Raw genomic sequence first — 21,361 nt, 5'->3', positions numbered from 1 at the left:
CCGTTTCTCCACCGCTTTCGGAGCGTTCCTGGAGGAAACTCATGATCCTGGTTACCGGCGCGACGGGCACCGTCGGTCGGCGGGTGGTGGCGCGGCTGACCGCCGCAGGTCACGACGTCCGTGCCGTCGTCCGCGACCCCAGTCGGGCAGCACTTCCGGCGGGGGTACCGACGGTCACCGCCGACCTGGCTGATCCCACGACCCTCCGCCCGCACCTGGGCGGGGTCCGGGCCGTGTTCCTGATCTGGCCGTTCGTCGACCCCGCCGCTACCGTTCAGCTCGCGCCGGACCTCGCGGACGTGCTGGCCAGCGCCGGGTCCCGAGTGGTGTTCCTGTCGGCCGCCTCCGCCGAAGCCGACCCGAACTCGTTCTGGGCGGTGGTGGAGCGCGCCCTCATCGAACGCGACCTCCCCTGGACGGTGCTGCGTCCCACCGGCTTCGCCACGAACACGCTGGGCTGGGCCGACGCTATTCGCGCCGAGGGGGTCGTGCGCTGGCCACACGGTGCCGCGGCCCGCTCACTGATCCACGAGGACGACATCGCCGCGGTGGCGGTCGAGGCGCTGACCGGTGACCAGCACGACCGGCGAACCTACGTGCTGACCGGCCCGGAGACGGTCACCCAAGCCGAGCAGGTACGCCTCATCGGTGCCGCGATCGGCCGCGACGTGCGCTGGGAGGATGTCCCCCCGCAGGCCATCCGCCCGATGCTGGCCGAGGCGATGGGGAGTCCGGCCTTCGCAGAGATGGCGGACTTTGTTTGAACCGTCCGGGACCGAGTTCGACGGCTGGGTCGATGTCGACCATGGCCACAGCCCTTCTCCACTGGTTGACCCACGTAAGGACTCCCGAAAGCTGGCATGGTAGACAGGAATCGAATCCCCCTTCTTTCCGCGTATCGCCCGGTCCTCACCGACAACCGGTACTCCAGACTGATCTCCGCTTCAGCCGTTTCCTTCCTTGGCGATGGGATGGCACTTGTAGGAATACCCTGGTTGGCGATACAGCTAGCAAAGCCGAATCAAGGGGGAGTTGTCGCTGGACTGTCGCTGGCGGCGTATTCGCTGCCCGGCGCGGTGGGAGCTCTTGCGCTAGGCCGATGGTTCGGCAGCATGAGCTCACAGAAGTTGGTCGTCGCCAACACCGGTCTGCGAGCTCTCGGGCTGGCAGCGATTGCCGCACTGGCGGCCACCGACCGACTCAACACCTTTACCTACATTGCCCTCCTCGCCGCTTCGTCTCTCTTTTCGGCTTGGGGGAACGCCGGTCTCTACGCTATTGTCAGTCGGTTGTTCGCCGATGGCCGTCAGCTTCCCGCAAATGCCCTGCTGAGCGTTTCCCAGCAGATTAGCATCATCATCGGCCCGGCGATTGCCGGGATAATCTTGCTGGAACTAGACGGCTCGGCAATCCTCGCAGTCAATGCGATCTCGTACCTGATTCTTCTCACTACGGTCGCCCGCCTGGAGCTTCCACAACAACTGGCGACCACTCGGCGGACTGGCGTCATGGCCGGCTTCCGGATACTCGCGCAGCGACCCCATCTTGTTGCCCTGTTGCTAGTCACGGCCGCCTTCTTCTTCCTTTACGGTCCGGTCGAGGTTGGTCTTCCGCTCTATGTGGCCGGCAGCTTGGCTGGTAGCGGCCAGCTACTCGGAGCATTCTGGACCGCGTTCGGAGTCGGCGCAGTGATTGGCGGCTTCGCAGGTGGCACCTTGGCCCGCGCGCCTAGATGGCCGGCTGTAATTGCCATAATCTTCGGCTGGGGGCTAACCCTGCTTCCGTTTGGCATGACCAACAGCACTTTAGCAACCATGACTTCTTTCGCCCTCGGCGGACTGATCTACGGCCCATTTCCAGCGTTCACTATTTCTCTTTTCCAGCAGGCCGCAGACGCTTCTGAACTTACGTCCGTCCTGGCAGCCCGGTCAGCCGTCACTACCACGGCAACACCTTTGGGTGCGGCGCTCGGCGGCCCACTGGTCGCACTTTGGGGCGCCGCAGACACATTACTGTATTCCGGCATTGCCACGATCACGCTCGCGGTGCTCGTCACCGCATCGATGCCACTTCTCAAGAGATCCACTCTGGGCGGTGAGGTCAAGGATCAGTTCACGGTCATCGGGCGCTAGATTCCGGGTAGCGGGCGCCGTTGAACGTAACCCGCAGCGCGTACACCGACTGGCCGGCGGTGATGTACAGCTGGTTGCGCTTCGGTCCACCGAAGGTGAGATTGGCGACGGGCTCGGGCAGGAGCAACTTCCCGATGAGGCTGCCATCGGGATCGAAGCAGTGCACGCCGTCCCAGGCCGCGGCCCAGACCCGACCGGCGTCGTCGATGCGCAGCCCGTCGAAGCGCCCGTAGTCACACTCGGCGAAGATCTTGCCACCGCTGAGAGTCCCGTCGGCGGCGACGTCGAAGACCCGGATGTGGCTGGGTTCCTGTCGGGTGTCGACAATGAACAGCTGTTGCTCGTCCGGGGAGAACGCCAGACCGTTGGGGCGGAAGAAGTCGTCGGCGACCACCCGCAGGTCCCCGGTGCTCGGGTCGAGCCGAAACACATAGCACGCGCCACCGAACTCGGGCTCGGCCCTGTTGCCCTCGTAGTCGCTGTTGATGCCGTAGCTCGGGTCGGTGAACCAGATCGTGCCGTCGGCCCGGACCACTACGTCGTTGGGGCTGTTGAGCCGCCTGCCGGTGTAGCGGTCTGCCAGCACGGTGATCGTTCCGTCGTGCTCGGTGCGGGTTACCCGTCGGTTTCCCTGCTCGCAGGTGACCAGCCGGCCCTGCCGGTCGACCGTGTTGCCGTTGGCGTAACCCGAGGGCTGACGGAACACCCCGACCGCGCCGGTGATCTCGTCCCAGCGCAGCAGCCGGTCGTTGGGGATGTCGCTCCAGAGCAGGTAGCGCCCTGCCGCGAAGTAGGCCGGGCCTTCCGACTTCCGGGCATCTCCGTGCAGGACCTCCAGGACAAAGTCGCCGTCGAGATCGCGGAAGCGCTCATCCAGCAGTCGAAACTCAGCAGGGACAGTGTCAGGCATATTGGCCTCCTTGCCAGATGTTGTTCTACACCTTAGCCTGCCTTCCGAATCTGGTACGGTCAAGTCGTTCGCTGTTCCGTCACGATGGGTGTTCGATGCTTGACGATATTGACCGCGTCCTGGTTACCCGCCTACAGCACGACGCGACCCAGTCCTACGCGACCCTCGGTGCGGCCGTTGACCTGTCCGCCGGTTCGGCGCACGAACGCGTACGTAAGCTGCGCGAGCGGGGCGTGATCCGGCGTACCACCGTTGACGTCGATCCGGCCGCCGTCGGCCGGGGCGTGCTCGCCTACGTGATGCTCGGCGCCGACGAGTGGATGGGGGACGCGGCCACCCGGGACGCACTCGCGGCCATACCCGAAATCCAGGAGGCACACATCACCGCCGGCACGGCGAGCGTGCTGGTGAAGGTTCGCACCGCCACCACCGAAGACCTGCAAGCCCTCCTGAGACGCCTCTTCGCCATCGACGGAGTCACCAGCACCCAGACCATCGTCGTCCTGGAGTCGTTCTTCGAGCGGCCGATCAGCGTTGACCCGACTCGCTGAGCGCAGACCGACCCTCAGCCGAGGCGCCGGACGGACCCGACCTCCGGCGCGGAGCCAAGGGCGTTCACACCTGCTGCTCCGCATCCCGCTCGGCAGCGTCAATCGCACTGTCGGTCACCCAGAACAATCCGATGACCATGCTGAACGCCAGCACACCCATGACCGCGAAAACCGCGCGCAGGCCGAGCCACTCCGCCAACAGACCGCCGGTGAGCGCACCGAGGGGCATGCCGCCCCAGGCAAGCAGCCGGTAGCCGCTGTTGACCCGGCCAAGGAGCCGGTCGGGGGTGATCCGTTGACGGAGCGAGATCGTGATGACGTTCCAGGTGGCAACCAGAATCCCGCCACCGAAGTACACCGCGCCCACCACAAACGGGTTGGTGCTCAACGCCGGTACGCCGACAAGCACGGCGGCGGCGACCATTGCCACGCCGAGTGCGGCGGAGCGACCCAGCCGTCGCTCAATCGCCCCCGCGACCAACGAGCCGAGCACAATGCCGACGGCCAAGGTCGCGAGCAGCAGGCCGTACCCCGGCTCGGTGAGCCCCATCGCCGAGTCGGGACCGACCGCGTAGAGCACCAGCACCGCGAGGACCGCGCTCATCGTGAAGTTGCTGATACCCACCATCACCGCCAAGGTGCGCAGCAGCTGGTGTCGCCAGAGAAACCGGAGGCCTTCCCCGATGTCGGTCCGCAAGCTGGTCGGGGTGTCCCGTGCGACCCGGAAGCGGCCACGGAGGAGGAGCAACACCGCGGCCGCGACCACCCACAGCCCCGCCGGCCCCGCCACCGCCAACGCCACGCCGGCGGAGACCAGGAACCCCGCCAGTGGTGGGCCGACGAACTGGTTCGCCGTCAACTCGACCGCGTTCAGCCGTCCGTTGGCGCGCGATAGCGCGTCCCGCGACACCACCTGCGGCAGGATCGACTGCGCCGAGGTGTCGTAGAGCGTCTCGGCGACGCCGGCACCGAACGCCACCGCGTAAAGCAGCCATATCGACGCCGCGTCCAGGGCCGTGGCCAGCGCCATCGCCCCGAACAACACCGCGCGCACCGTGTTGGCGGCCACCATCACCCGGCGGCGGTCCAGCCGGTCGGCCAATGCACCAGCCAGCAGCGCGACCAGCAGCCACGGCAGGCTGAACGCCATCGCCACCCCGGCCACCAGTACCGGCGAGTCCGTAAAGCTGACCGCGATCAGCGGCAGCGCAAGCTTGGCGATCCCGTCCGCGAGGTTCGACGCCGCTGACGCGGACCACAACCGCCAGAAGGAGGTGCCCAGCGGCTCGGCGCCCCGACGCGGAGCCGCGACGTGACCCGGTGAGCCAGGCGTTGTCCGTTGATCCGTGCGGGAAAGATCGCCAATCGCCATCCCGGCATGCTCTCAGAACGACCTTGTAGCTCGCCGCCCCAGCCAAGCGGGGAGGGGGAAGGGATCGAAAGCCTGCCTACTCGCCCGTCACCCGCAGTTGACGCAGCAGGCCGCCATAGTCTTCGTCGTCGTCACCGATAAAGATCGGAAACGAGCCGGCGACCAGTCCAACGCCTTCGACCTTCAGTCCGGAGCTTCGCGCCAGCTCCTGGGGCGGCTCGACCGGGCGTAGCGACGCGCCGATACGTCCCCCCTCCCGGACTGTCGCCGCGCGGTACACCGCACTGTCAAACGGGCCAAGGTCGCCCGGGTCGTACGCGGACGAGACGTAGATGTTGCCCCACTTGTCGATGTCCATGCCGGAGGCGGGTCGCCCATCCGGTGGTTCGGGCGGGGTGAAGGGAACCGAGGTCCACCGCCGACCAAACCTGATCTCACCGTCCTCATACACCTTCAGCCGGGTCATGTTGATGAAGGTGGTGTCCCGGCCCTCCGCACGCTCGGCGTAGACGAAGTAGTCCTTTCCGCGGACCGTCACCACGGCCGTCGCCTCGACGTTCACGAGCGGCTCGGGCGTCTCGGGCCACGGCACCGCGCTCACGATCTCGACGTTGAGGTCCCTGTCCCACCGGGCGAGGTAGATCGTGGGGTCGGGGTCGTCGCCGTCGGCGTTGCTCTCCGCCAGCAGGGCCGCGTTCCGGCCGGGAAGCCGGGCGATGCTCTCGAGGTCATTCGGCACACTACGGCCGGGAAAGTCGACATCGAGCTCGTCAACGATGATGCCGTTCGGATCGACGGGCGTCCGCACGATCGAGAGTCGTGGCAGGTCACGTTCGGCATCGTTGTCCCGGGTGTCGTGGCAGACCAGGAAGACCTCCTGCACCACCTCGTCGCTCTCCTCGGTGGTGAGCCAGGCGATGCCGCTGAACTCGCGGGGCGCCCGGATCTCCAGACGACTACTCGACGAGGCGTCAACGGCGTCGCGGGCCGGTGGCCTGTCCGGCCGATGGTCGGGCTGCGCCGAGCCCGGTACGGCGGGCGCAAGCAGACTCAGTCCGGTGGCGACCGGCAGCAGCCCGCGGGCGATGAACCGACGGCGAATCATTCGTCCCCCTCCAGCCGACGGGCACGACCGCCGGGCCCGCCAGGGACAAACGTAGAATCTTTCTCACCTTCTGGCGGGGCGTTCCTCCCCCATTACCACCAAGGTGTCGGCTCACCGGCCCGCCGAGAGTTCCCGCAGGTCCGCCGTACTCACCTCATGGGCGTCCGGGCCGGGATCCCCCCACTGGTCCCGCTCCGCGAGCAGCCGGGCGGCGAGTTCCTTCACCCCTTCCAGCGAGTGATGCTCCGCCCAACCACACTGGATGACATTCGCGAGCGGCACCTCGTCGGCATCCTCGATGGAACGCAGCCCGGCAGCGATGACCCCAGCCAGATCATCGAAGCTCCACGGGCCGACCGTCCACACGTACAAGCCCGTCATGCAACCCATCGGCCCGACGTTCATGATCGTGGAGTGATGCTGGCGCACGTAGGTGCCGAGAAAGTGCTCGAGAGAGTGCATCACCGGGCCCGGCACCTGCGACACGTTCGGCTGCGCCACCCGGAAGTCCCAGAGCGCGACCGGCTGGCTCGTGCCGGGTACCGTCTGCTCGTTGACGATCCGCAGATAGGGCGGCACCACGTGGCGATGATCCAAGTCGTGTGACTGCTTCATACCAGGACTCCAGGGACGCTCCCAAGCCGGACTTGCCCCCAGCCTAAGTGTCTCGTAACCCTGGCGTCCGTCTGTTAGGGACAGCGGTACAGGATATTCGGCGTGCAGGTGATCACGCCGCCCGCCCGGAGTAGATCTTCCCGTTCACCGGTTTACAGCCCATCCAGTTCCACCGGCTGGTCCGCTGGTCTCCGAGCGGGGTGGTGACACGGTCGCGGACGGGCGGTCGGGCCGGCATACTCAGACCCACCTAAAAGCGCTCACATAACTACCTTGCCGCAGCCTTGGGCTAGCCCCAGGTTAAAGATCAAGCTGAGGCCACGAATCGACCTAGCACGCATTCATGGTCGCAACTGCGTGATTCCCATCACGCTTGGAGAGGTAGCCACGAGTATGGCTGGACCGTAAGCTCAGCCCGTCCTGCAGGACAGCGGCCCATCCCGCCCATCCCCCACTTGTCCGCTTTTCTCGCGTTTTCGTGCACCCCTCACAGAAGGATCGTGGATGTCCGACGAGATGGTCCTCCGAGCCCAGCGTTTCATCAACAGTACGTACAACAACGGCGCAACCCTTGGCATATCTAAGGTGGAAGAGGATGGCCGGACGGGCTGGGGCACGATGTACGCCTTGACCCGGGCACTCCAGTATGAGATAGGCATCACAGCGCTATCAAACTCCTTCGGCCCGACCACGCTCGCGACGCTTCAGACCAAGTACCCGAGCCTCAACGCAAGTACCGTCCCATCGTGGATCTTTGGGTGCATTCTGCAGTCCGCCCTCTACTGCAAGGGGTACGACGGCGGGGGTATCGACGGTATTTACAATGACCGCGTGCGGGCCGCTGTCATCCAACTCAAGCAGGACATGGGAGTCGATGGCGCGTTTCCGGGCAGTTCCCTTGAACCAAAAGTGGTCAAGGCCCTGTTCAACATGGACGCGTACGTCACCGTCAACAACGGATCGGGTCAGATCCGTTCCATCCAACGCTGGCTGAACGGCCGGTACGTAAACCGTCGTGACTTTTTCATTATCCCATGCGACGGTCACCACTCCCGTGATGTCGCGAAGTCGATGCTATTGGCGATCCAGTACGAGCTAGGCATGGCCGACGGTACGGCCAACGGGGTATTCGGGCCGGGCACCCAGGCGGGATTGAGGTCCCATACGCTTTCGGTCGGTTCGACCGGCACGTGGGCGCAATTGTTCACCGCGGCAATGGTGCTCAACGCGCGGGAAACTTCCTTCGGGGACTTCACTGGTGCCGTGCAGGCCGAGGTGCAGGAGTTCCAGGCGTTCGCAGCGCTTCCGGTCAACGGGACCGGCGACTTCCAGACATGGGCGTCGTTGCTCGTCTCCCACGGCGACCAAAGCCGCAGAGGCGAAGCGTGTGACGGCGTCACCAAGATTACGCCAGCGCGTGCACAAGCCTTGGCGGCCGCTGGCTACAAGTACATCGGTCGGTACCTCTACAACCCGTCGAGCACAAGCCTGCCGGAGAAGCAGATCCAGCCGGGCGAGCTCGACACGATCAAGCAGTACGGGTTGCGCTGCTTCCCGATCTACCAGACGTGGTCGCGGGACGCGGACTACTTCCGCTACTCCCAAGGATGCGTCGACGCGTCCAACGCTATCGAATGGGCGAGGATCCACGGTTTCAAGCCGGGGTCGATCATTTACTTCGCCGTTGACTACGACGCGTTGGACAGCGAGGTCACCTCCTACATTCTCCCGCACTTCCAGGGCATCTACCGCACCATCGGCGAACTCTCCGACTATGGCGTGGGCATCTATGGCCCCCGCAACGTGTGCCAGCGGGTGTCTGACGCAGGGTATGCAGCCGCATCATTCGTCTCCGACATGTCGTCCGGGTTTTCCGGGAACCTCGGCTACCCGCTGCCGACCAACTGGGCCTTCGACCAGATTGCCACGATCTGGGTCGGCTCCGGCGACGGGCAGATCGAGATCGACAACAACATCGCCTCCGGTCGAGACACCGGTCAAGGGACTTTCAACCCGACAGCGCCTATAACGGAAGACCTGGACGTAGACCTCAAGGCCAGCTACAAGCCGACGCTGCTTCATGACATCCAGACCTATCTCACCTCGATCGGCGTTCCGGAGACTGGAGGCGAGGGGTGGAAGGACGGGGATTGGGTCACCTATAACCAGGTGACCACGACGGAGGCGTTCAACTTCGTCATGGAGGCAGACTGGCTGTTCACGAACCTGGCCCGGGCGTTGAAGCTTCGAAAGGCTCTCATTCAGGCTCCGGTGATGTGGGAGCTACGCAAACTGAATCCGCTCGATCCGCTGGCTGACGACGCCGTGCGGGCCGGACTGAAAGACGACTCCAGCACCGGCTGGGGACAGATATTTGCCTGGGTGGCCATAGAAGCCCGCAACTACTGTGTCCAGCAGGGAATTATCAACGGTTTACCGCTGAGCAGTAGCGACAAGCGTGCGGTGTGGGACCTTCTTCAAGACCCGCACTACAACATTCCGACGGCCGCCTACCTGACGATCTACAATGCGCACCAGGTCGGGATCCCCCGCCCGTCGCTCACCACCGATCAGGCTGACACTCAAGCGTTGCTCGCCCGGTACAACGGCACCGGTGACGGGGCGCAGCAGTATGGGAGGGAGCTCATCGGCCTATACAACGTGCTGGAAAACTACAACAGCCTCAGCCGCGTTCAGTAGGGGATCCCAACTTGACACGTACGCGAACGTGGAATCTGCCTGTGCCCGTCGGCGTGAACCTGCTGCTCGGGATCCCGGCAATAGTGCCCTTGTTCCTGGCCTGGTACATCATCGTGAACGGACCGCTGGCAGCCCTGGGATGGACGCAGCGGAACCCAAACGAGGACGACGGGATGCTTCTCTGGTTGGTCATCGCCGCGCCAGTGTTCTGCCTGTTCGGCCTGATCTGGGGGCTGGCGAATCTGCGGATGCGCCGTAGAACGGCCACCTCTGCATCCCAGTACTGGATCGCGTGCGTGATCGCGTCCCTGGCGCCGTATATCGTCGGCTTCTTTCTGTTCTGACCAAAATAGGAAGGGATACCGGAACATGGACCATCAGATAACTCGGCGCACAGTCCTCAGAACCGCAGGCCTTACGAGCGCGGCGGTCGCCGTCAGTTCGGTTCTACCTGACACCTCCGCGTCAGCCGCTGAGCGCCGCAGGCCGAAGCGCCCGGCGACTTCGACGAACGGATGGACGATCCAGGCAAACGTGGACCGCGATTCACAGGTGTGGACGCGGTCGGTGGCCGGTACTGGGCTAAGCGTGCCGGTTTGGATCGGCGACGTCGAGGTGATCCTGCTGCATGCGGTGAGACGGTTCCACTACGAAATCGAAGAGATTCAGCGGACTGACCTGACCGGCTGGTGTGACATCAGCAAGCTCCGTAAGAGCGCGCCTGAGTCCAACCTCGCTTCCGGCACGGCAGTCCGCATTCGGCCGGGTGCGCGCGCCAAAGGAGGCTTCTTCCCGCTTCAAGAACTGGTGCTGCGGGACATCCTCGCCGACTGCGAGGGTGCCGTGCGCTGGGGTGGCGACGATCGTGAGGTGGATGAATCGCTGTTCTACATCGCATTCGGCCCGCACGATAGACGGGTTCGGCAGGCCGCCGTCAAGCTCCGCGGGTGGGAGGTCAAACCCGGGGAGGGCGCCGGGGTACGATTCGACTTTCTGTCCCCGTCCCGGCTTAGTCGGGCCGACAACCTGGCGCGCGCACAGCATTCGGGCTGACCGACCGCATCCGCACCGCCGACGCCGGCGACAGACTCCGCTCCCGATCCAACCAGGCGCGGAGTTCCACCACCAGCAATTCCGTTGCCTCCTCCTCATCCGCAGTACAGCGGACGCCTTCCACAGCCCTGATGAACATCTCCCGTCCGGAGCAACACCGACCACTCCAGACAGGTAGACCACCGAACAACCCGCCAGGCTATTCCGAATCGGAAGCCGACAACCTACCCCTGAGCAGGTAATCCTCCGGCCAGGCGGGCGCCACCGGCGGCGATCTCGTCGGCGTGGGCGGTCTGGGTATGCAGCGCGTCGGCGATGAACAGCAGGCCGGTCAGGCTGCCTAATACGGTCTCGACCACGTCGAGCAGCGGCGCGAACGCGGGGTCTCATTGCTCTTCGCGATCACGGTGACCTGGGCCAAAAGCGATGCCGGTGCTGGTGTCCAGCGCGGAGAGCAGGTGAACCTGCTCGCTGCGGCGCCGGGCACCTCGAAGGGTTCCCGTCCAGAGCGGTCACCGTCCGATACCGGTGTGCCCGGGGCGTAGTCACCAGCCGGGCGCGGGCGGTCAGCCAACTCGCCGGGACGGTGGACGGCCGTCCACCGTCCCGGCGAGTCAGCAGCCGCCACACCGGCGTGCGCACCGGGTCGCGGGGATCCGAGACCGCCGACATGGCGTACAGCAACCCCGCGCACTCACGGTCGGTGGACCGCAGACGGTGATGTGCCACAGGTGCCGGCGACGGCGGACGGTGCGGGATCAGGCGTGATGGCATCGGCGGGTTAGGTCCTTGAGGCCATGAACCGTAGAGAACTCCATGATCACACCCGCTCTACCCGCCTCTACAGAGGCCACCCGCCAAGCCTAAGCCACGCGGATTGGAAGGGCGACTTTGGGGCAGTATCCATCCATGCTCCAGTCAAGGTTGTTACGCGTCTCAGTGCCATAGATACCGTCGGCCGCGATGTTTTCCCTTCTTTGCGCAGAAATCAGGGCCGACTTGGTCGCAGGACCGAAATGACTGTCGGTAGCGATATTGGCACCGTAGCAACGCTTCAGGGTGACCTGCAGCCTAAATACTGCTTCGCTGTAAGCCCCTTCGGCCATTCCGCACGACGCGCTCGCGGCCGTACTGCCAGCGGAGGGAATTACAGTGAAGGGCATTTGGGAACTCGTCGTGTGAACCTCAAGCTGCGAATTGCAAGTGGCTAGAATACTAGCGTTGGCCGAGGCTGGCGCAGGGGCAACGAATATCACCCCAGAAGCCAAAGTGGCAGCGACTACCCTCGCGATGAATCCTTGCTTCAAGATAACACCTCTCTCGATGGCACCTAGCAACGGGCGTCCCGTCGAAATCCGACCTCGTCGCGCCCTATTGCCTTCCCTTTCGGCATCGAAAGTCTCTCACAGTGAAGCTGGAGTTGGATAGGCCTGCTGCACCGATAGGTGACGTCTGAGATGGCTTGCCCTGTGGGCGGCCTGGAAGGATGTCACTGTGCCCAAGCCCTACCCCCGCCCTACCCCGAGAGTTCCGTGATGATGTCGTGCGTGTCGCTCAAGGCCGCGAGGCGGGTGTGACGGTCGAGCAGATCGCGAAGGACTTCGGGGTGCACCCGATGACGTTGTTCAAGTGGCTGCGTCAGGCTGACGTTGACGCGGGAGTCAAACCGGGCGTCAGCGGCGTCGTCAGCCGAGCTGCGCGAGGCCCGCAAACGGATCCGCTTGCTGGAGCAGGAGAACGAGGTCCTGCGTCGGGCCGCGGCGTATCTGTCGCAGGCGCATCTGCCGGGAAAGGGCGCTATTCGCTCGTGAGCGAGCTGGCCGCCGACGGGATCCCCGTCGCGGTGACGTGCCGGGTATTGAACATCGCTCGTCAGCCCTACTATCGGTGGCTCGGCCGGCCCGTCGGTGACGCCGAAATCGTCGCCGCTCATCGCGCGAACGCCCTGGTCGATGCCCACCGCGATGACCCGGAGTTCGGGTACCGGTTCCTGGTCGATGAGGCCCGCACCGCCGGCCAGGCGATGGCGGAGCGCACCGGGTGGAAGATCTGCTCGGACAATGGTTGGCGGAGCGCCCTCGGTAAGCGCAAGAAGCGCGGCAAGGGTGGCAAGGTCGGTCCACCGGTTCATGACGACCTCGTGCAACGGGACTTCACCACCGACGGCCCGAACCGGTTGTGGCTGGCCGACATCACCGAACACCGCACCGGCGTACGACTGGCCCGACCCCTCGCCGTAGACCTATGCCACCCATGGGAACGACCAGCCCCCCGGCTCACCCAGCCCGCGTCCGCCGCGGATTTCGGCACCTACGCGCCAACAGCCCCTGTCCCGCCAGTGCACCGAAACCCACCCGACCAGGACCCGGCCGCCCACCAGGACGACCCAACCGCCACCCCACCCGCCGCCACGACGTCCACATCATCACCAGCAGCAGCGCGACCGGGAGGACAACATCTCCCAAGAAGAAGTCGACCAATCCCCGGCCGGGCCGGCCCGGGTCGCTACGCCGCAGTCGCACCGCGCACAGGTTAAAGATCAAGCTAGGAGGAGTTCATGGTCAAACTGGCCGCTTCCGGTCAAGCCGGTTGCCGCTCCGGACAACCTCCGAAACCACGCTGGCCATGTCGGTAGCGCTGCCGACGGGAAGTGCTGGGCTGCCCGCCACGCCGGTCAGCTTCGTCAGCGCCGGCCCCAGCTCGGCAGCGCTGGTGACATGGGTGGTGAGCCCCGCCTCGGCGAGCAGCTGCGCGTTGGCCCGACCATGCCCAGAAATCGGCCGATAGGTGACGGTGGGGAGCCCACCGGCCAGCGACTGCTGGCAGGTGAGCCCGCCGGCGTTCTCCACCACCACATCAACCGCCCGCATCAGGGTGGGCATGTCCTCGACCCAGCCCAGGACGTGTCCGGGGAAGGTACGCAGGCGCTGGCGGAGCCGGACGTTGCGCCCACACGCCACGACGGGGGTGACGCAGCCGGCGGCGAGCACATCCCGAGCGGTACGGGCCACGTCGCCCACCCCCCAGGAGCCAGCGACGATCAACGCCAGTCGCTCCTGCTCGGGCAGGCCGAAACGGGCCCGAGCCGTACGCTGGCAGGCCGTTGCCGACGCCGCGAACTCGGCGGAGATCAGCGGATTGACCACCCGGACATCAGCTGCCCCACGTGCCGCCGCCTGCCGCTGTGTCCCGTCGTGAACGACGCAGTAGGTGTCCACACCCGGCGAGATCCAGATCGGGTGGACAACGAAATCCGTGACGTAGCTGAGCACCGGCACGGTGAGCTGCCCCGTCCCGCGCATCGGGCCGAGTAGCTGGTTGGCGAACGGGTGTGTCGTCACCACCAGGCAGGTGTCCGCCGATATCCGCGACAGCATCCGCGGTACGGCCGCCCGCAGCGCGGCCCGGAACGCCCGGACCATCAGCGACGACCGGTCCGTGAACCGGAACAGCGCGTCGTAGCTCCAGGGAAACCGCTGGAGCATGGTGCGGTAGCCCTCCCGGACGAGCCGGTGCAGCGGCCGGGGCAGGGCCGCGAAGAAGTTGAGCTGCTCCACGACTCCGTCGCCGGCGAGCCGGGCGGCGAGTTCGGCCGCGGCGGCGTCGTGGCCCGCGCCGATGTCGGCGGAGACGACCAGGATCCGCAGCTGACCCGGGCCGCCGTCGGGGTCGTCACGACCGGCAGCCGGGGACGTACCGGCGGCAGCCGGGGACGTACCGGCGCGCGGACTTCTCCCGCCCGGCCATGGCTTCACCGGCTGCGGTTACCCACCCGGTACGTCGTCATGCCCCGGTCGTGCCCGGACCGGTGTGCGCCACGCCCCGGGCTCCCGGGCCGCCTCGGTCTCCTCGTGTGCGCCGAGCGTCCCGATGGTCAGCTCCCGCTCCTGGGCCCAGCTCACGAGGCGAGGCAGGATGGCCAAGGCACCTCGCCAGGCACCCGGGCTGGCCGCATGATCCGAATCATGCAGCAACAGCGTGCCGCCACCGTCGAGATCCTGCACGATGGTCTCCCAGATCACCGCCGGAGACCGGGTCGCGTCCCAGTCGCGTCCCCAGGTGGTCCAGAGGCGGGGGGTCAGGCCCAGCCGCCGGCACGCCAGCAGCGCCGACACCGTCAGCACCCCGTACGGCGGCCGATACCACAGCGGCGAGGCTCCGGTGACCGCCGCGACGGTGTCCCGAGCGCGGGCGATATCGGCGTAGGTCGCGGCAGGCGATCGGCACAGCAGATTCCGGTGCTCCCATCCGTGCACCGCGAGCTCATGCCCGGCCGCCGCCATCTCCCGGCCGAGTCCGGGATCGCGGTCGAGCAGGGTGCCGAGCAGAAAGAACGTTGCCCGTACGTCGGCGCGCTCCAACGCCCGCAGAAACCGGGTGGTGGAGGTACGGCTCGGCCCGTCGTCGAAGGTCAACGCGATCCGACTGGCCGCACCCACCCCCGCCAGCCGGGGCCAGCACCGACGCCGCAGCGCTCCGCTGGCGGTGACCACCGGCAGCGCGTGCACCACCGCCCCGCCCGCGACGACCGCGGCCGTCCCCGCCAACCAACGCCGAAGTTCGGGCCCCCCGACCCCGACGCCACCTGCCACGGCGTTCCGTTACCCGCTTCGGACTCCGCTACCCGCTTGGGCGGCCTTCCGATGACCTTCGTAGGCGGGACAGCCAGCCGTCGGCCCAGTCGAGATGTGGACAACCTTTGTTCGCGCACCGGGGGCAGGTCCGTCCTCCCCAGTGGCTACGGATGATCATTTCGATTCCGCGAAACACCAGGTCCAGGTCCAGGTCTCCCGGCTCAAAGGCGCTGGTCGTGGGGTGTTCGGGTTCCGCCCGCCAGCACCAGTGCACAAACCTCTCCCTGAGGTCCGGTCTGGTGCCGCTGAGCCGGGATAGCTGATCAGACGCCTCGGCCAGGAGCTTGCCCTGGTGGGCCAGCAGAGCTGACCTCCGGCCGCGATACTCATCCAGCAACGCGAGCCGCGCGGGCTGGCAGGGCCAGTCGGCGCCGCAGGCCCGGCACCGCCACAGCGGGCGCATCGGGTCGTGTGCCCTTCTCACCACGACCGGCTCCCACGCGTGTCGTGGTCACGTAGGCAGCGCTTGAGGTCACCACACCGGGGGCACCAACTACCCGAACGACTCTTGGTCACCAGACCCAGGACCACGCCAACGGCGAGCCCAACGACGACGGCAATAGCAGCGACAACCACCGATGCCATCTCAGTCTCGCCTGTCGGCGCTTCGGGCAGGCGGCTGGTGCGCGGTCACCAGCGGCCTCCGTTGGCTCGCCACTGCTGGGCCGGAGTTAGCCAACCGACGCGGCCTACCTGGGGATTGGCGACGGTGGGCTGGGTCATCCACCTCGGCAGATTGACCGGCCTGGCCCGCTGCACCGTCACGGGGTACGGGACATCGTTCCTCGGCTGCGGTGCAATCGCGGGGGGCGGCGAGTTCTTCCTCTGCCGGCGGAATCGCCGGCGAACCACAGTCCACTTTCCTCTTGAATCGGACAAAAGCCCGGGAATGCGAGGTGTCGCATTTGCTCCTGCGATGCCATCTCGGTTGTGCCGCGAGCGGTACATGGTCAGGGCTAAGAACAGCAGCACAATGTCCCCCTTGGGTGAAGGTTCAACCAGTCGGTACACGTCGATGCAGCTCATTACACTTTGAGCGCGCCCAAAAGACAACCACTCAAGCAGGCCAGTGTCGGAAGAGTGTCACTTAACTAAAGATCACTCATCTAGGCGAGACCGAATTAGCATCGCTAGGCTTCAGCAAGACAAGGCAAGCATGTTCTAATTGAGCGAGACACGCGTCCAATTAATTGAGTGGAAGGTGGTCACGGGTGGCAGACATGGTCGGCTCAGCCCTGGTACGCCGGTCCATCGGCCGCCGGCTGGCAATCCTGCGCCGGGCAGCGAACCTGACCCAGGAGCAAGCGGCCGAACACCTCCAGAAGGGGCGCGCAACCATCGCCCGGATGGAGGACGGCACCGAGGGCGTCAGGTTCCGGGACATCGATGTGAAGGCGATGTGTGAGCTGTACGGTGCCGAACAGGCCGATCTGGATCTTCTCCTGGCGTTGACGGCCGAAACGCGCAACGGCCGGAAGAAGAGCTGGTGGCACGACTACACGGAGACGGAGCTACCCCAGTTCTTCGGGTTGTACGTGTCACTGGAGGACAGCGCGGAAACGATCCGACAGTACGAGGTCGAGTTGATCCCTGGCCTGCTGCAAACGCGGGCCTACGCAGAGCAGGTACACCAGGTGCCGAAGGGCTACGTCGATCAAGCAGAGCGCGAACGCCGGGTCACCGTCAGACTGGCGCGGCAGTCTCTGCTGTCCCGGCCGCGTGCGCCGCACCTGAGCGTGATCCTCAACGAGGCAGTGTTGCATCGGCTGGTTGGTGGAGCTGATGTGATGGCCGAACAGTTCAAGCACCTGCTCGACGTCACCCAGCGCGGCAACATATCCGTACGGGTCCTGCCCTTCGCCGCCGGCATCCACGGCGGCATGGCGGCAAGCACGCCGTTCTCACTGCTGGACTTCCCGACCGATCCGGTAGGCGAGGTGCTGGAGCCTCCACTGGCCTATGTCGACACGTTGACCGGCGCCTTGTACCTCAACAAGCCCGATGAGTCCAGCGCATACCAGCTGGTCTGGGAAGACCTCGACGACCGAGCAATCGACGAGGCGGCATCCAAGAAGATGATCGCAACTGCATTGGAGGAACTGAGCGGTGACTAACCTGACCGGCGCCCGGTGGCGCAAGAGCACGCGGAGCGGCAACGGCAACAACTGTGTGGAGGTCGCCGATAACCTTCCCGGCGTCGTCGGCGTCCGTGACAGCAAGGACCCAACCGGGCCGGCGCTGGTGTTCGGTCCGGAGGCGTGGCAGGCGTTCGTTACGCACGCCCGGCGCTGACAAGCACTTGAGCCCCCCGGTGCTGGCGCGCTGGGGGGCTTGAGCATGCCCGGTCCTCGACGTCAGGTATCACCCCTCGTGAGCACCGTCATCGGCCTCGGTCGGCCCCGAAAGGTCAAACCGGTTGACGGCACGGTCAGAATTCGGAGGTGCGTGCCTTCCAGGAACTGGTTGACGAGGCAGCAGCGGCGGACGTGTCCGGTTGGAGCTTCGACTGGCTCGATGGCCGGGCCACCGAGCAGCGCCCGCCTTGGCGGTACTCACGCCTGCTCGCGGCGCGGCTGCCCCACTCCCCCTCGGCATTGGATATCGACACCGGCGGCGGTGAGGTCATCGCCGAGATGCCACAACTGGCCTCCCGGATGGTGGTCACCGAGGGCTGGCCACCGAACGTGGAACGCGCCCGGGTACTGCTCCAGCCCCGCGGCGTTGCGGTCGTCGCAGTCGAACCGGGACGATCGTTGCCCTTTGCCGACGCCAGCTTTTCACTGGTGACCAGCCGCCACCCCGTCCGCCCCGACTGGTCCGAGATCGCCCGGGTGCTCCGGGATGGCGGTAGCTACCTCGCCCAGCATGTCGGACCCGCCTCCGCGTTCGAGCTCATCGAGTACTTCCGTGGCCCCCTGCCCCACGAGCGCTTCGCTCGTGACCCACACCGGGGGGTCGCCGCCGCGCGGCGCGCCGGGTTGGAGATCGTGGAGCTGCGCACCGCCCGCTGCCGGATGGAGTTCTTCGACATCGGCGCGGTCGTCTACACCCTGCGCAAGTGCGCCTGGTGGGTGCCCGACTTCGCCGTGGAGTGGCACCGCGCCCGACTCGAACGGCTCGACGCCCACATCCGTACCCACGGTGCATTTGTCGCGCACTCCACCAGGATCCTGATCGAGGCCAGCCGCGCACCCCGCCGAGAGGCACAACAGTGATCGGAGCCAAGATCGGCGCTGGGCGGGAGGCGGACGTACACGCGTGGCGCGACGACGCGATCATCAAGCTGTACCGGCCCGGGCTGCTCGGACACCGCGCTGAGGCGAAAGCACTGGCCACGCTGGCCGGGCACGGCATCGCTCCGAGACTGGACGACACGGTGCAGTGGGATGGACGCGTCGGCCTGGTGCTGGAACGCCTGGACGGGGCGGACCTGCTCACCCTGTTGCAGCGACAGCCGTGGCGGATGCTCGGCATGGCCCGCACGCTGGCCGCCACCCACCTCGCCGTACACCAGGTGTCGGCCCCCGCCGACCTGCCCGAACTCCGCTCGGTCCTGGCCGCCCGCATCACCACCGCCACCATGCCGACGCGGCTACGAAGCTTCGCGCTGCGGCTACTCGACGCCCTCCCCGAGGGGGAGCGCCTCTGCCACGGGGACTACCACCCCGGCAACCTGATGCTTACCGATGGTCGAGCCACGGTCATCGACTGGCCCAACGCGACGCGCGGTGTCCCAGCAGCCGATCATGCCCGGACGATGCTGCTCCTGCGCTACTCCGCTCCGCTACCGGAGACCTCGCGGGTAACTCGTAGGCTGATCACGAGCAGCCGGTCGGTGTTCACCCGCCGCTACAGCCGCGCCTACCGGGCTGGCTCGGTGCAGCCACTATCGCAGTCAGGACCCTGGCTGGCGGTGCAGGCCGCGGCTCGCCTCTCGGAAGGAGTCGCGGTTGAACGAGCCACCCTGTTTGATCTCCTCGAGCGCCTCGTCCACCAGATCAAGCGGTAGCGAGCCTCGCCCCCACGGCTTCGACCGCACCGCACCGTCCGCCGGGCCGCCCCAGAAGAGAACCATCAGCCAGGGATGCGGGACGGCGTAGCGGGTCCACCGAAACGGGCGAGGTGGTGCCAGACGCGCTTGAGGTCCTGGCGGCGGTAGCGGCCAGTGCGGACAGCATCCCCGATGAGGCGCGGGTTGAGGTAACCCCCAATGGCGAGAGCGACACCGAGCTCCACGTAGCGCGGGCCACGGTAGTCGGGGTGCCGACGGAGCTCGGCTATGGAGAGCCGGAACCCCGGATGCCACTCCAGCGGGCAGGGCAGGCGACGGGCGAGGTTCTCCACGTCGGTGCCGCGGTAGCAGGAGTCCAGCACGAGTGCCTCGACATCGCGGTCGAGCCGAACCGCACCGTGCACCTGCGCCTCAACGTAGTCGTCCAAGTCATCCCGGCAATCAGCGCGGGCCAGATCAACCAGCGACATGCGTTCGGCCACTCCAAACATGGTTGGCTCGAGGTGGCTGTCCGGGTAGCAGAAGGTCGCTCGACCCAGCGTGGACGCCGTCAGCCGTAGGTGAGCTGATCCGAATCGGGGTGCGGCACCGGTGGGCTTGTGCCGGAAGTTCAGGGCGCCGTACACCGGTCGGCAGTGGGCGGGAACCGCGTCGTAGGCGCCTCCGAACATGCGCTGTTCCCAACGCCACCGGTCTCCGCCGGGATAGGCGGAGAGCCCACCGTTGCTGGTGCCGGTGACAAACTGGGACAGGTAGACCCCGTCCTCCACCATCTTGCCGAGAACGGGGCTACCAGTCGTCATCCAGTCAGGATGGAAGTTCAGGGTGATTCGCAACGATGCGTCGACCGGGGGTCCAGCGGACCGAGTGGCTACATGGCGCAGCGCCTGCGAACAGGCGGGATGCAGACTGACTCCCGGAAATCCACTCCCATCCATACCTGCCATTGTCTGGTCAATCGGTGCTTCGGCCTACCCCTTCACGCACACCACCTGCTTGAGGTGCGCTACCACCTCAACCAGGTCGGTCTGCTGCGCCATCACGGCGTTGATGTCCTTGTACGCACCAGGAATCTCGTCCACGACCCCGGCGTCCTTGCGGCACTCCACCCCGGTGGTCTGCGCGGCCAGGTCATCGGTGGTGAAACTCCGCTTGGCCTGCCCACGGGACATCCGCCGGCCCGCACCGTGCGACGCGGAGCAGTACGCGGACTCATTTCCCCTGCCCCGCACGATGTAGGACCCGGTCCCCATCGATCCGGGGATGATGCCCAGCTCCCCCGCGCCGGCCCGGATAGCGCCCTTGCGGGTTACCAACACCTCCACGCCGTCGTAGGTCTCCTCAGCGACGTAGTTGTGGTGGCAGCTGATCGGCTCGTCGTAGCGCACCTGCGGGAACCGGTCCCGGACCACGGTGCAGAGCAGTGCGAGCATGACCGCGCGGTTACGCCGCGCGTACTCCTGCGCCCACCACAGGTCCCGGCGGTAGGCGTCCATCTCCGCCGTCCCCGCGAGGAAGACCGCCAGGTCACGATCGGGCAGCGCGGCGTTGTGCGGCAGCCTCCGGGCGACGGCCATGTGCCGCTCCGCCAACTCCTTGCCGATGTTCCGGGACCCGGAGTGCAGCATCAACCACACCCGACCCGCATCGACACCACCCTGCTCGAGGCAGACCTCGATGAAGTGGTTCCCCCCGCCGAGGGTCCCCATCTGGTTCATCGCTCGGCGCTCCAGCCGGGTCACTCCCTCGTGCAGACCGGTGAAGCGCTGCCAGAAGGCGTCCCAACCCGCCTGCTCCAAGCCCCGAACCCGACGCGGGTTCACCGCCTTGTCGCGCTGGGCGAAGCCGACCGGGATCGCGTCCTCGATGGCACGCCGCAGCCCCGCGAGATCGTCGGGCAGGTCGGCCGCGGTCAGCGAGGTGCGCACCGCCGACATGCCACAGCCGATGTCAACCCCGACCGCGGCCGGCGAGACAGCCTGCCGCATCGCGATGACCGAGCCGACGGTGGCGCCCTTACCAAAATGCACGTCGGGCATCACGGCGACGCCCTGCACCCAGGGCAGCGTACCGATGTTGCGAAGCTGACGAGCGGCCTGCGGTTCAATGGTGTGTGGGTCGGTCCACACCCGAACCGGAGCCCGGGTGTGGGGCAGCACGGCGTACGTCATGATCTGCACTTCCTGACGGTTGCGGTTCCAGGTCAACGGAGTACCGGTCGCGCTCGTGCTCGGCGACGACGGCCTCGACCTCGTCAGCCAGTATCGCGATGACGAC

At 66.3% G+C, this 21,361-nt stretch carries 20 protein-coding genes and 3 pseudogenes; 12 read left to right on the top strand and 11 right to left on the bottom strand.

What is annotated here, in order from left to right; genetic code table 11:
- Window positions 1-41: 41 nt before the first annotated feature.
- Window positions 42-752, top strand: a pseudogene (locus STROP_RS03340) (SDR family oxidoreductase); the annotation flags it as partial.
- A gap of 108 nt (window positions 753-860) precedes the next feature.
- Window positions 861-2,132, top strand: a complete 1,272-nt coding sequence (locus STROP_RS03335; RefSeq protein ID WP_011904570.1) for an MFS transporter — start codon at window positions 861-863, stop codon at window positions 2,130-2,132.
- Here the strand turns inward: STROP_RS03335 and STROP_RS03330 are convergent.
- Window positions 2,119-3,042, bottom strand: coding sequence for an SMP-30/gluconolactonase/LRE family protein (locus tag STROP_RS03330; RefSeq protein ID WP_011904569.1), 924 nt, complete (start codon window positions 3,040-3,042; stop codon window positions 2,119-2,121). The two genes, STROP_RS03335 and STROP_RS03330, sit on opposite strands and share 14 nt — an antisense overlap.
- Before the next feature lie 95 nt (window positions 3,043-3,137).
- Between STROP_RS03330 and STROP_RS03325 the strand changes: the two genes are divergently transcribed.
- A complete protein-coding gene (locus STROP_RS03325; protein WP_011904568.1) occupies window positions 3,138-3,593 on the top strand; it encodes an Lrp/AsnC family transcriptional regulator in 456 nt (151 codons plus the stop codon).
- Between the two features lie 64 nt (window positions 3,594-3,657).
- Here the strand turns inward: STROP_RS03325 and STROP_RS03320 are convergent, their stop codons facing one another.
- The 3 genes from STROP_RS03320 to STROP_RS03310 form a co-directional block, all read right to left on the bottom strand.
- Window positions 3,658-4,965 carry an MFS transporter gene (locus STROP_RS03320; RefSeq protein WP_011904567.1) on the bottom strand — a complete coding sequence of 436 codons (1,308 nt, stop codon included), beginning with the start codon at window positions 4,963-4,965 and terminating at the stop codon, window positions 3,658-3,660.
- 76 nt (window positions 4,966-5,041) lie between these two features.
- Window positions 5,042-6,070 (bottom strand): hypothetical protein, encoded by a 1,029-nt coding sequence (locus STROP_RS03315; protein WP_011904566.1) that lies wholly within the window; start codon window positions 6,068-6,070, stop codon window positions 5,042-5,044.
- A 111-nt stretch (window positions 6,071-6,181) separates the two neighbouring features.
- The gene (locus STROP_RS03310) at window positions 6,182-6,685 is read right to left on the bottom strand and encodes an S-ribosylhomocysteine lyase (protein WP_011904565.1); all 504 of its coding nucleotides are present in this window, start codon (window positions 6,683-6,685) and stop codon (window positions 6,182-6,184) included.
- 504 nt (window positions 6,686-7,189) lie between these two features.
- Between STROP_RS03310 and STROP_RS03305 the strand changes: the two genes are divergently transcribed.
- The 3 genes from STROP_RS03305 to STROP_RS03295 all read left to right on the top strand — a co-directional run bounded on the left by STROP_RS03305 (window position 7,190) and on the right by STROP_RS03295 (window position 10,438).
- On the top strand, window positions 7,190-9,385 hold the full coding sequence (locus STROP_RS03305) for a glycoside hydrolase domain-containing protein (protein WP_011904564.1): 2,196 nt from the start codon (window positions 7,190-7,192) through the stop codon (window positions 9,383-9,385).
- Window positions 9,386-9,426: 41 nt separating this feature from the next.
- Window positions 9,427-9,729 carry a hypothetical protein gene (locus STROP_RS03300; protein ID WP_018733895.1) on the top strand — a complete coding sequence of 101 codons (303 nt, stop codon included), beginning with the start codon at window positions 9,427-9,429 and terminating at the stop codon, window positions 9,727-9,729.
- Window positions 9,730-9,952: 223 nt separating this feature from the next.
- Complete coding sequence (locus tag STROP_RS03295) at window positions 9,953-10,438, top strand: hypothetical protein (RefSeq protein ID WP_238380272.1); 486 nt, start codon at window positions 9,953-9,955, stop codon at window positions 10,436-10,438.
- Window positions 10,439-10,662: 224 nt separating this feature from the next.
- On the opposite strand, the gene STROP_RS25990 is transcribed toward STROP_RS03295, so the two are convergent.
- Together STROP_RS25990 and STROP_RS26295 are read right to left on the bottom strand one after the other, a co-directional pair.
- On the bottom strand, window positions 10,663-10,797 hold the full coding sequence (locus tag STROP_RS25990; protein WP_011904561.1) for a hypothetical protein: 135 nt from the start codon (window positions 10,795-10,797) through the stop codon (window positions 10,663-10,665).
- Window positions 10,798-11,301: 504 nt separating this feature from the next.
- The gene (locus STROP_RS26295; protein ID WP_420794858.1) at window positions 11,302-11,544 is read right to left on the bottom strand and encodes a peptidoglycan-binding domain-containing protein; all 243 of its coding nucleotides are present in this window, start codon (window positions 11,542-11,544) and stop codon (window positions 11,302-11,304) included.
- 380 nt (window positions 11,545-11,924) lie between these two features.
- Between STROP_RS26295 and STROP_RS25030 the strand changes: the two are divergent.
- Both STROP_RS25030 and STROP_RS26100 read left to right on the top strand, forming a co-directional pair.
- A pseudogene (locus tag STROP_RS25030) lies at window positions 11,925-12,089 on the top strand (transposase); the annotation flags it as partial.
- A gap of 555 nt (window positions 12,090-12,644) precedes the next feature.
- Window positions 12,645-12,940, top strand: a pseudogene (locus tag STROP_RS26100) (NF041680 family putative transposase); the annotation flags it as partial.
- Between the two features lie 59 nt (window positions 12,941-12,999).
- Here the strand turns inward: STROP_RS26100 and STROP_RS03280 are convergent.
- From STROP_RS03280 to STROP_RS25505, 3 genes are read right to left on the bottom strand one after another with little or no spacing between them, the layout of a single operon-like run.
- Entirely contained in the window at window positions 13,000-14,193 is a 1,194-nt protein-coding gene (locus tag STROP_RS03280) for a UDP-N-acetylglucosamine--LPS N-acetylglucosamine transferase (RefSeq protein WP_011904559.1), read from the bottom strand.
- Window positions 14,194-14,202: 9 nt separating this feature from the next.
- Complete coding sequence (locus tag STROP_RS03275; protein ID WP_011904558.1) at window positions 14,203-15,030, bottom strand: polysaccharide deacetylase family protein; 828 nt, start codon at window positions 15,028-15,030, stop codon at window positions 14,203-14,205.
- 28 nt (window positions 15,031-15,058) lie between these two features.
- Window positions 15,059-15,475, bottom strand: a complete 417-nt coding sequence (locus tag STROP_RS25505) for a flavin reductase (protein ID WP_080516560.1) — start codon at window positions 15,473-15,475, stop codon at window positions 15,059-15,061.
- Between the two features lie 817 nt (window positions 15,476-16,292).
- Between STROP_RS25505 and STROP_RS03270 the strand changes: the two genes are divergently transcribed.
- The 4 genes from STROP_RS03270 (at window position 16,293) to STROP_RS03255 (ending at window position 19,081) form a co-directional block, all read left to right on the top strand.
- On the top strand, window positions 16,293-17,186 hold the full coding sequence (locus tag STROP_RS03270) for a helix-turn-helix domain-containing protein (RefSeq protein WP_011904557.1): 894 nt from the start codon (window positions 16,293-16,295) through the stop codon (window positions 17,184-17,186).
- The gene (locus tag STROP_RS03265; RefSeq protein WP_011904556.1) at window positions 17,179-17,364 is read left to right on the top strand and encodes a DUF397 domain-containing protein; all 186 of its coding nucleotides are present in this window, start codon (window positions 17,179-17,181) and stop codon (window positions 17,362-17,364) included. The genes STROP_RS03270 and STROP_RS03265 overlap by 8 nt, the downstream gene beginning before the upstream one ends.
- A 149-nt stretch (window positions 17,365-17,513) precedes the next feature.
- Window positions 17,514-18,287 (top strand): class I SAM-dependent methyltransferase, encoded by a 774-nt coding sequence (locus STROP_RS03260; RefSeq protein WP_011904555.1) that lies wholly within the window; start codon window positions 17,514-17,516, stop codon window positions 18,285-18,287.
- Window positions 18,284-19,081, top strand: coding sequence for a phosphotransferase family protein (locus STROP_RS03255; RefSeq protein WP_011904554.1), 798 nt, complete (start codon window positions 18,284-18,286; stop codon window positions 19,079-19,081). Before STROP_RS03260 ends, STROP_RS03255 begins: the two co-directional genes overlap by 4 nt.
- Window positions 19,082-19,146: 65 nt before the next feature.
- On the opposite strand, the gene STROP_RS03250 is transcribed toward STROP_RS03255, so the two are convergent.
- Both STROP_RS03250 and STROP_RS03245 read right to left on the bottom strand, forming a co-directional pair.
- Window positions 19,147-19,857, bottom strand: a complete 711-nt coding sequence (locus STROP_RS03250) for a DUF3626 domain-containing protein (RefSeq protein WP_018831425.1) — start codon at window positions 19,855-19,857, stop codon at window positions 19,147-19,149.
- 198 nt (window positions 19,858-20,055) lie between these two features.
- The gene (locus tag STROP_RS03245) at window positions 20,056-21,255 is read right to left on the bottom strand and encodes an RtcB family protein (RefSeq protein ID WP_011904552.1); all 1,200 of its coding nucleotides are present in this window, start codon (window positions 21,253-21,255) and stop codon (window positions 20,056-20,058) included.
- Window positions 21,256-21,361 lie beyond the last annotated feature (106 nt).

The organism is Salinispora tropica CNB-440 (assembly GCF_000016425.1).
GTDB classification, from domain to species: Bacteria; Actinomycetota; Actinomycetes; order Mycobacteriales; family Micromonosporaceae; genus Micromonospora; species Micromonospora tropica.
This window is presented reverse-complemented; position numbering and strand designations above follow the sequence as displayed.

What these genes read in the sequence shown, in the direction of transcription:
- STROP_RS03335 (WP_011904570.1), top strand. Translation starts at nt 861, where the DNA reads ATGGTAGACAGGAATCGAATCCCCCTTCTTTCCGCGTATCGCCCGGTC.
- STROP_RS03330 (WP_011904569.1), bottom strand. Translation starts at nt 3,042, where the DNA reads ATGCCTGACACTGTCCCTGCTGAGTTTCGACTGCTGGATGAGCGCTTC.
- STROP_RS03325 (WP_011904568.1), top strand. Translation starts at nt 3,138, where the DNA reads ATGCTTGACGATATTGACCGCGTCCTGGTTACCCGCCTACAGCACGAC.
- STROP_RS03320 (WP_011904567.1), bottom strand. Translation starts at nt 4,965, where the DNA reads ATGGCGATTGGCGATCTTTCCCGCACGGATCAACGGACAACGCCTGGC.
- STROP_RS03315 (WP_011904566.1), bottom strand. Translation starts at nt 6,070, where the DNA reads ATGATTCGCCGTCGGTTCATCGCCCGCGGGCTGCTGCCGGTCGCCACC.
- STROP_RS03310 (WP_011904565.1), bottom strand. Translation starts at nt 6,685, where the DNA reads ATGAAGCAGTCACACGACTTGGATCATCGCCACGTGGTGCCGCCCTAT.
- STROP_RS03305 (WP_011904564.1), top strand. Translation starts at nt 7,190, where the DNA reads ATGTCCGACGAGATGGTCCTCCGAGCCCAGCGTTTCATCAACAGTACG.
- STROP_RS26295 (WP_420794858.1), bottom strand. Translation starts at nt 11,544, where the DNA reads ATGGCCGAAGGGGCTTACAGCGAAGCAGTATTTAGGCTGCAGGTCACC.
- STROP_RS25505 (WP_080516560.1), bottom strand. Translation starts at nt 15,475, where the DNA reads ATGCGCCCGCTGTGGCGGTGCCGGGCCTGCGGCGCCGACTGGCCCTGC.
- STROP_RS03270 (WP_011904557.1), top strand. Translation starts at nt 16,293, where the DNA reads ATGGTCGGCTCAGCCCTGGTACGCCGGTCCATCGGCCGCCGGCTGGCA.
- STROP_RS03250 (WP_018831425.1), bottom strand. Translation starts at nt 19,857, where the DNA reads ATGGTGGAGGACGGGGTCTACCTGTCCCAGTTTGTCACCGGCACCAGC.
- STROP_RS03245 (WP_011904552.1), bottom strand. Translation starts at nt 21,255, where the DNA reads ATGACGTACGCCGTGCTGCCCCACACCCGGGCTCCGGTTCGGGTGTGG.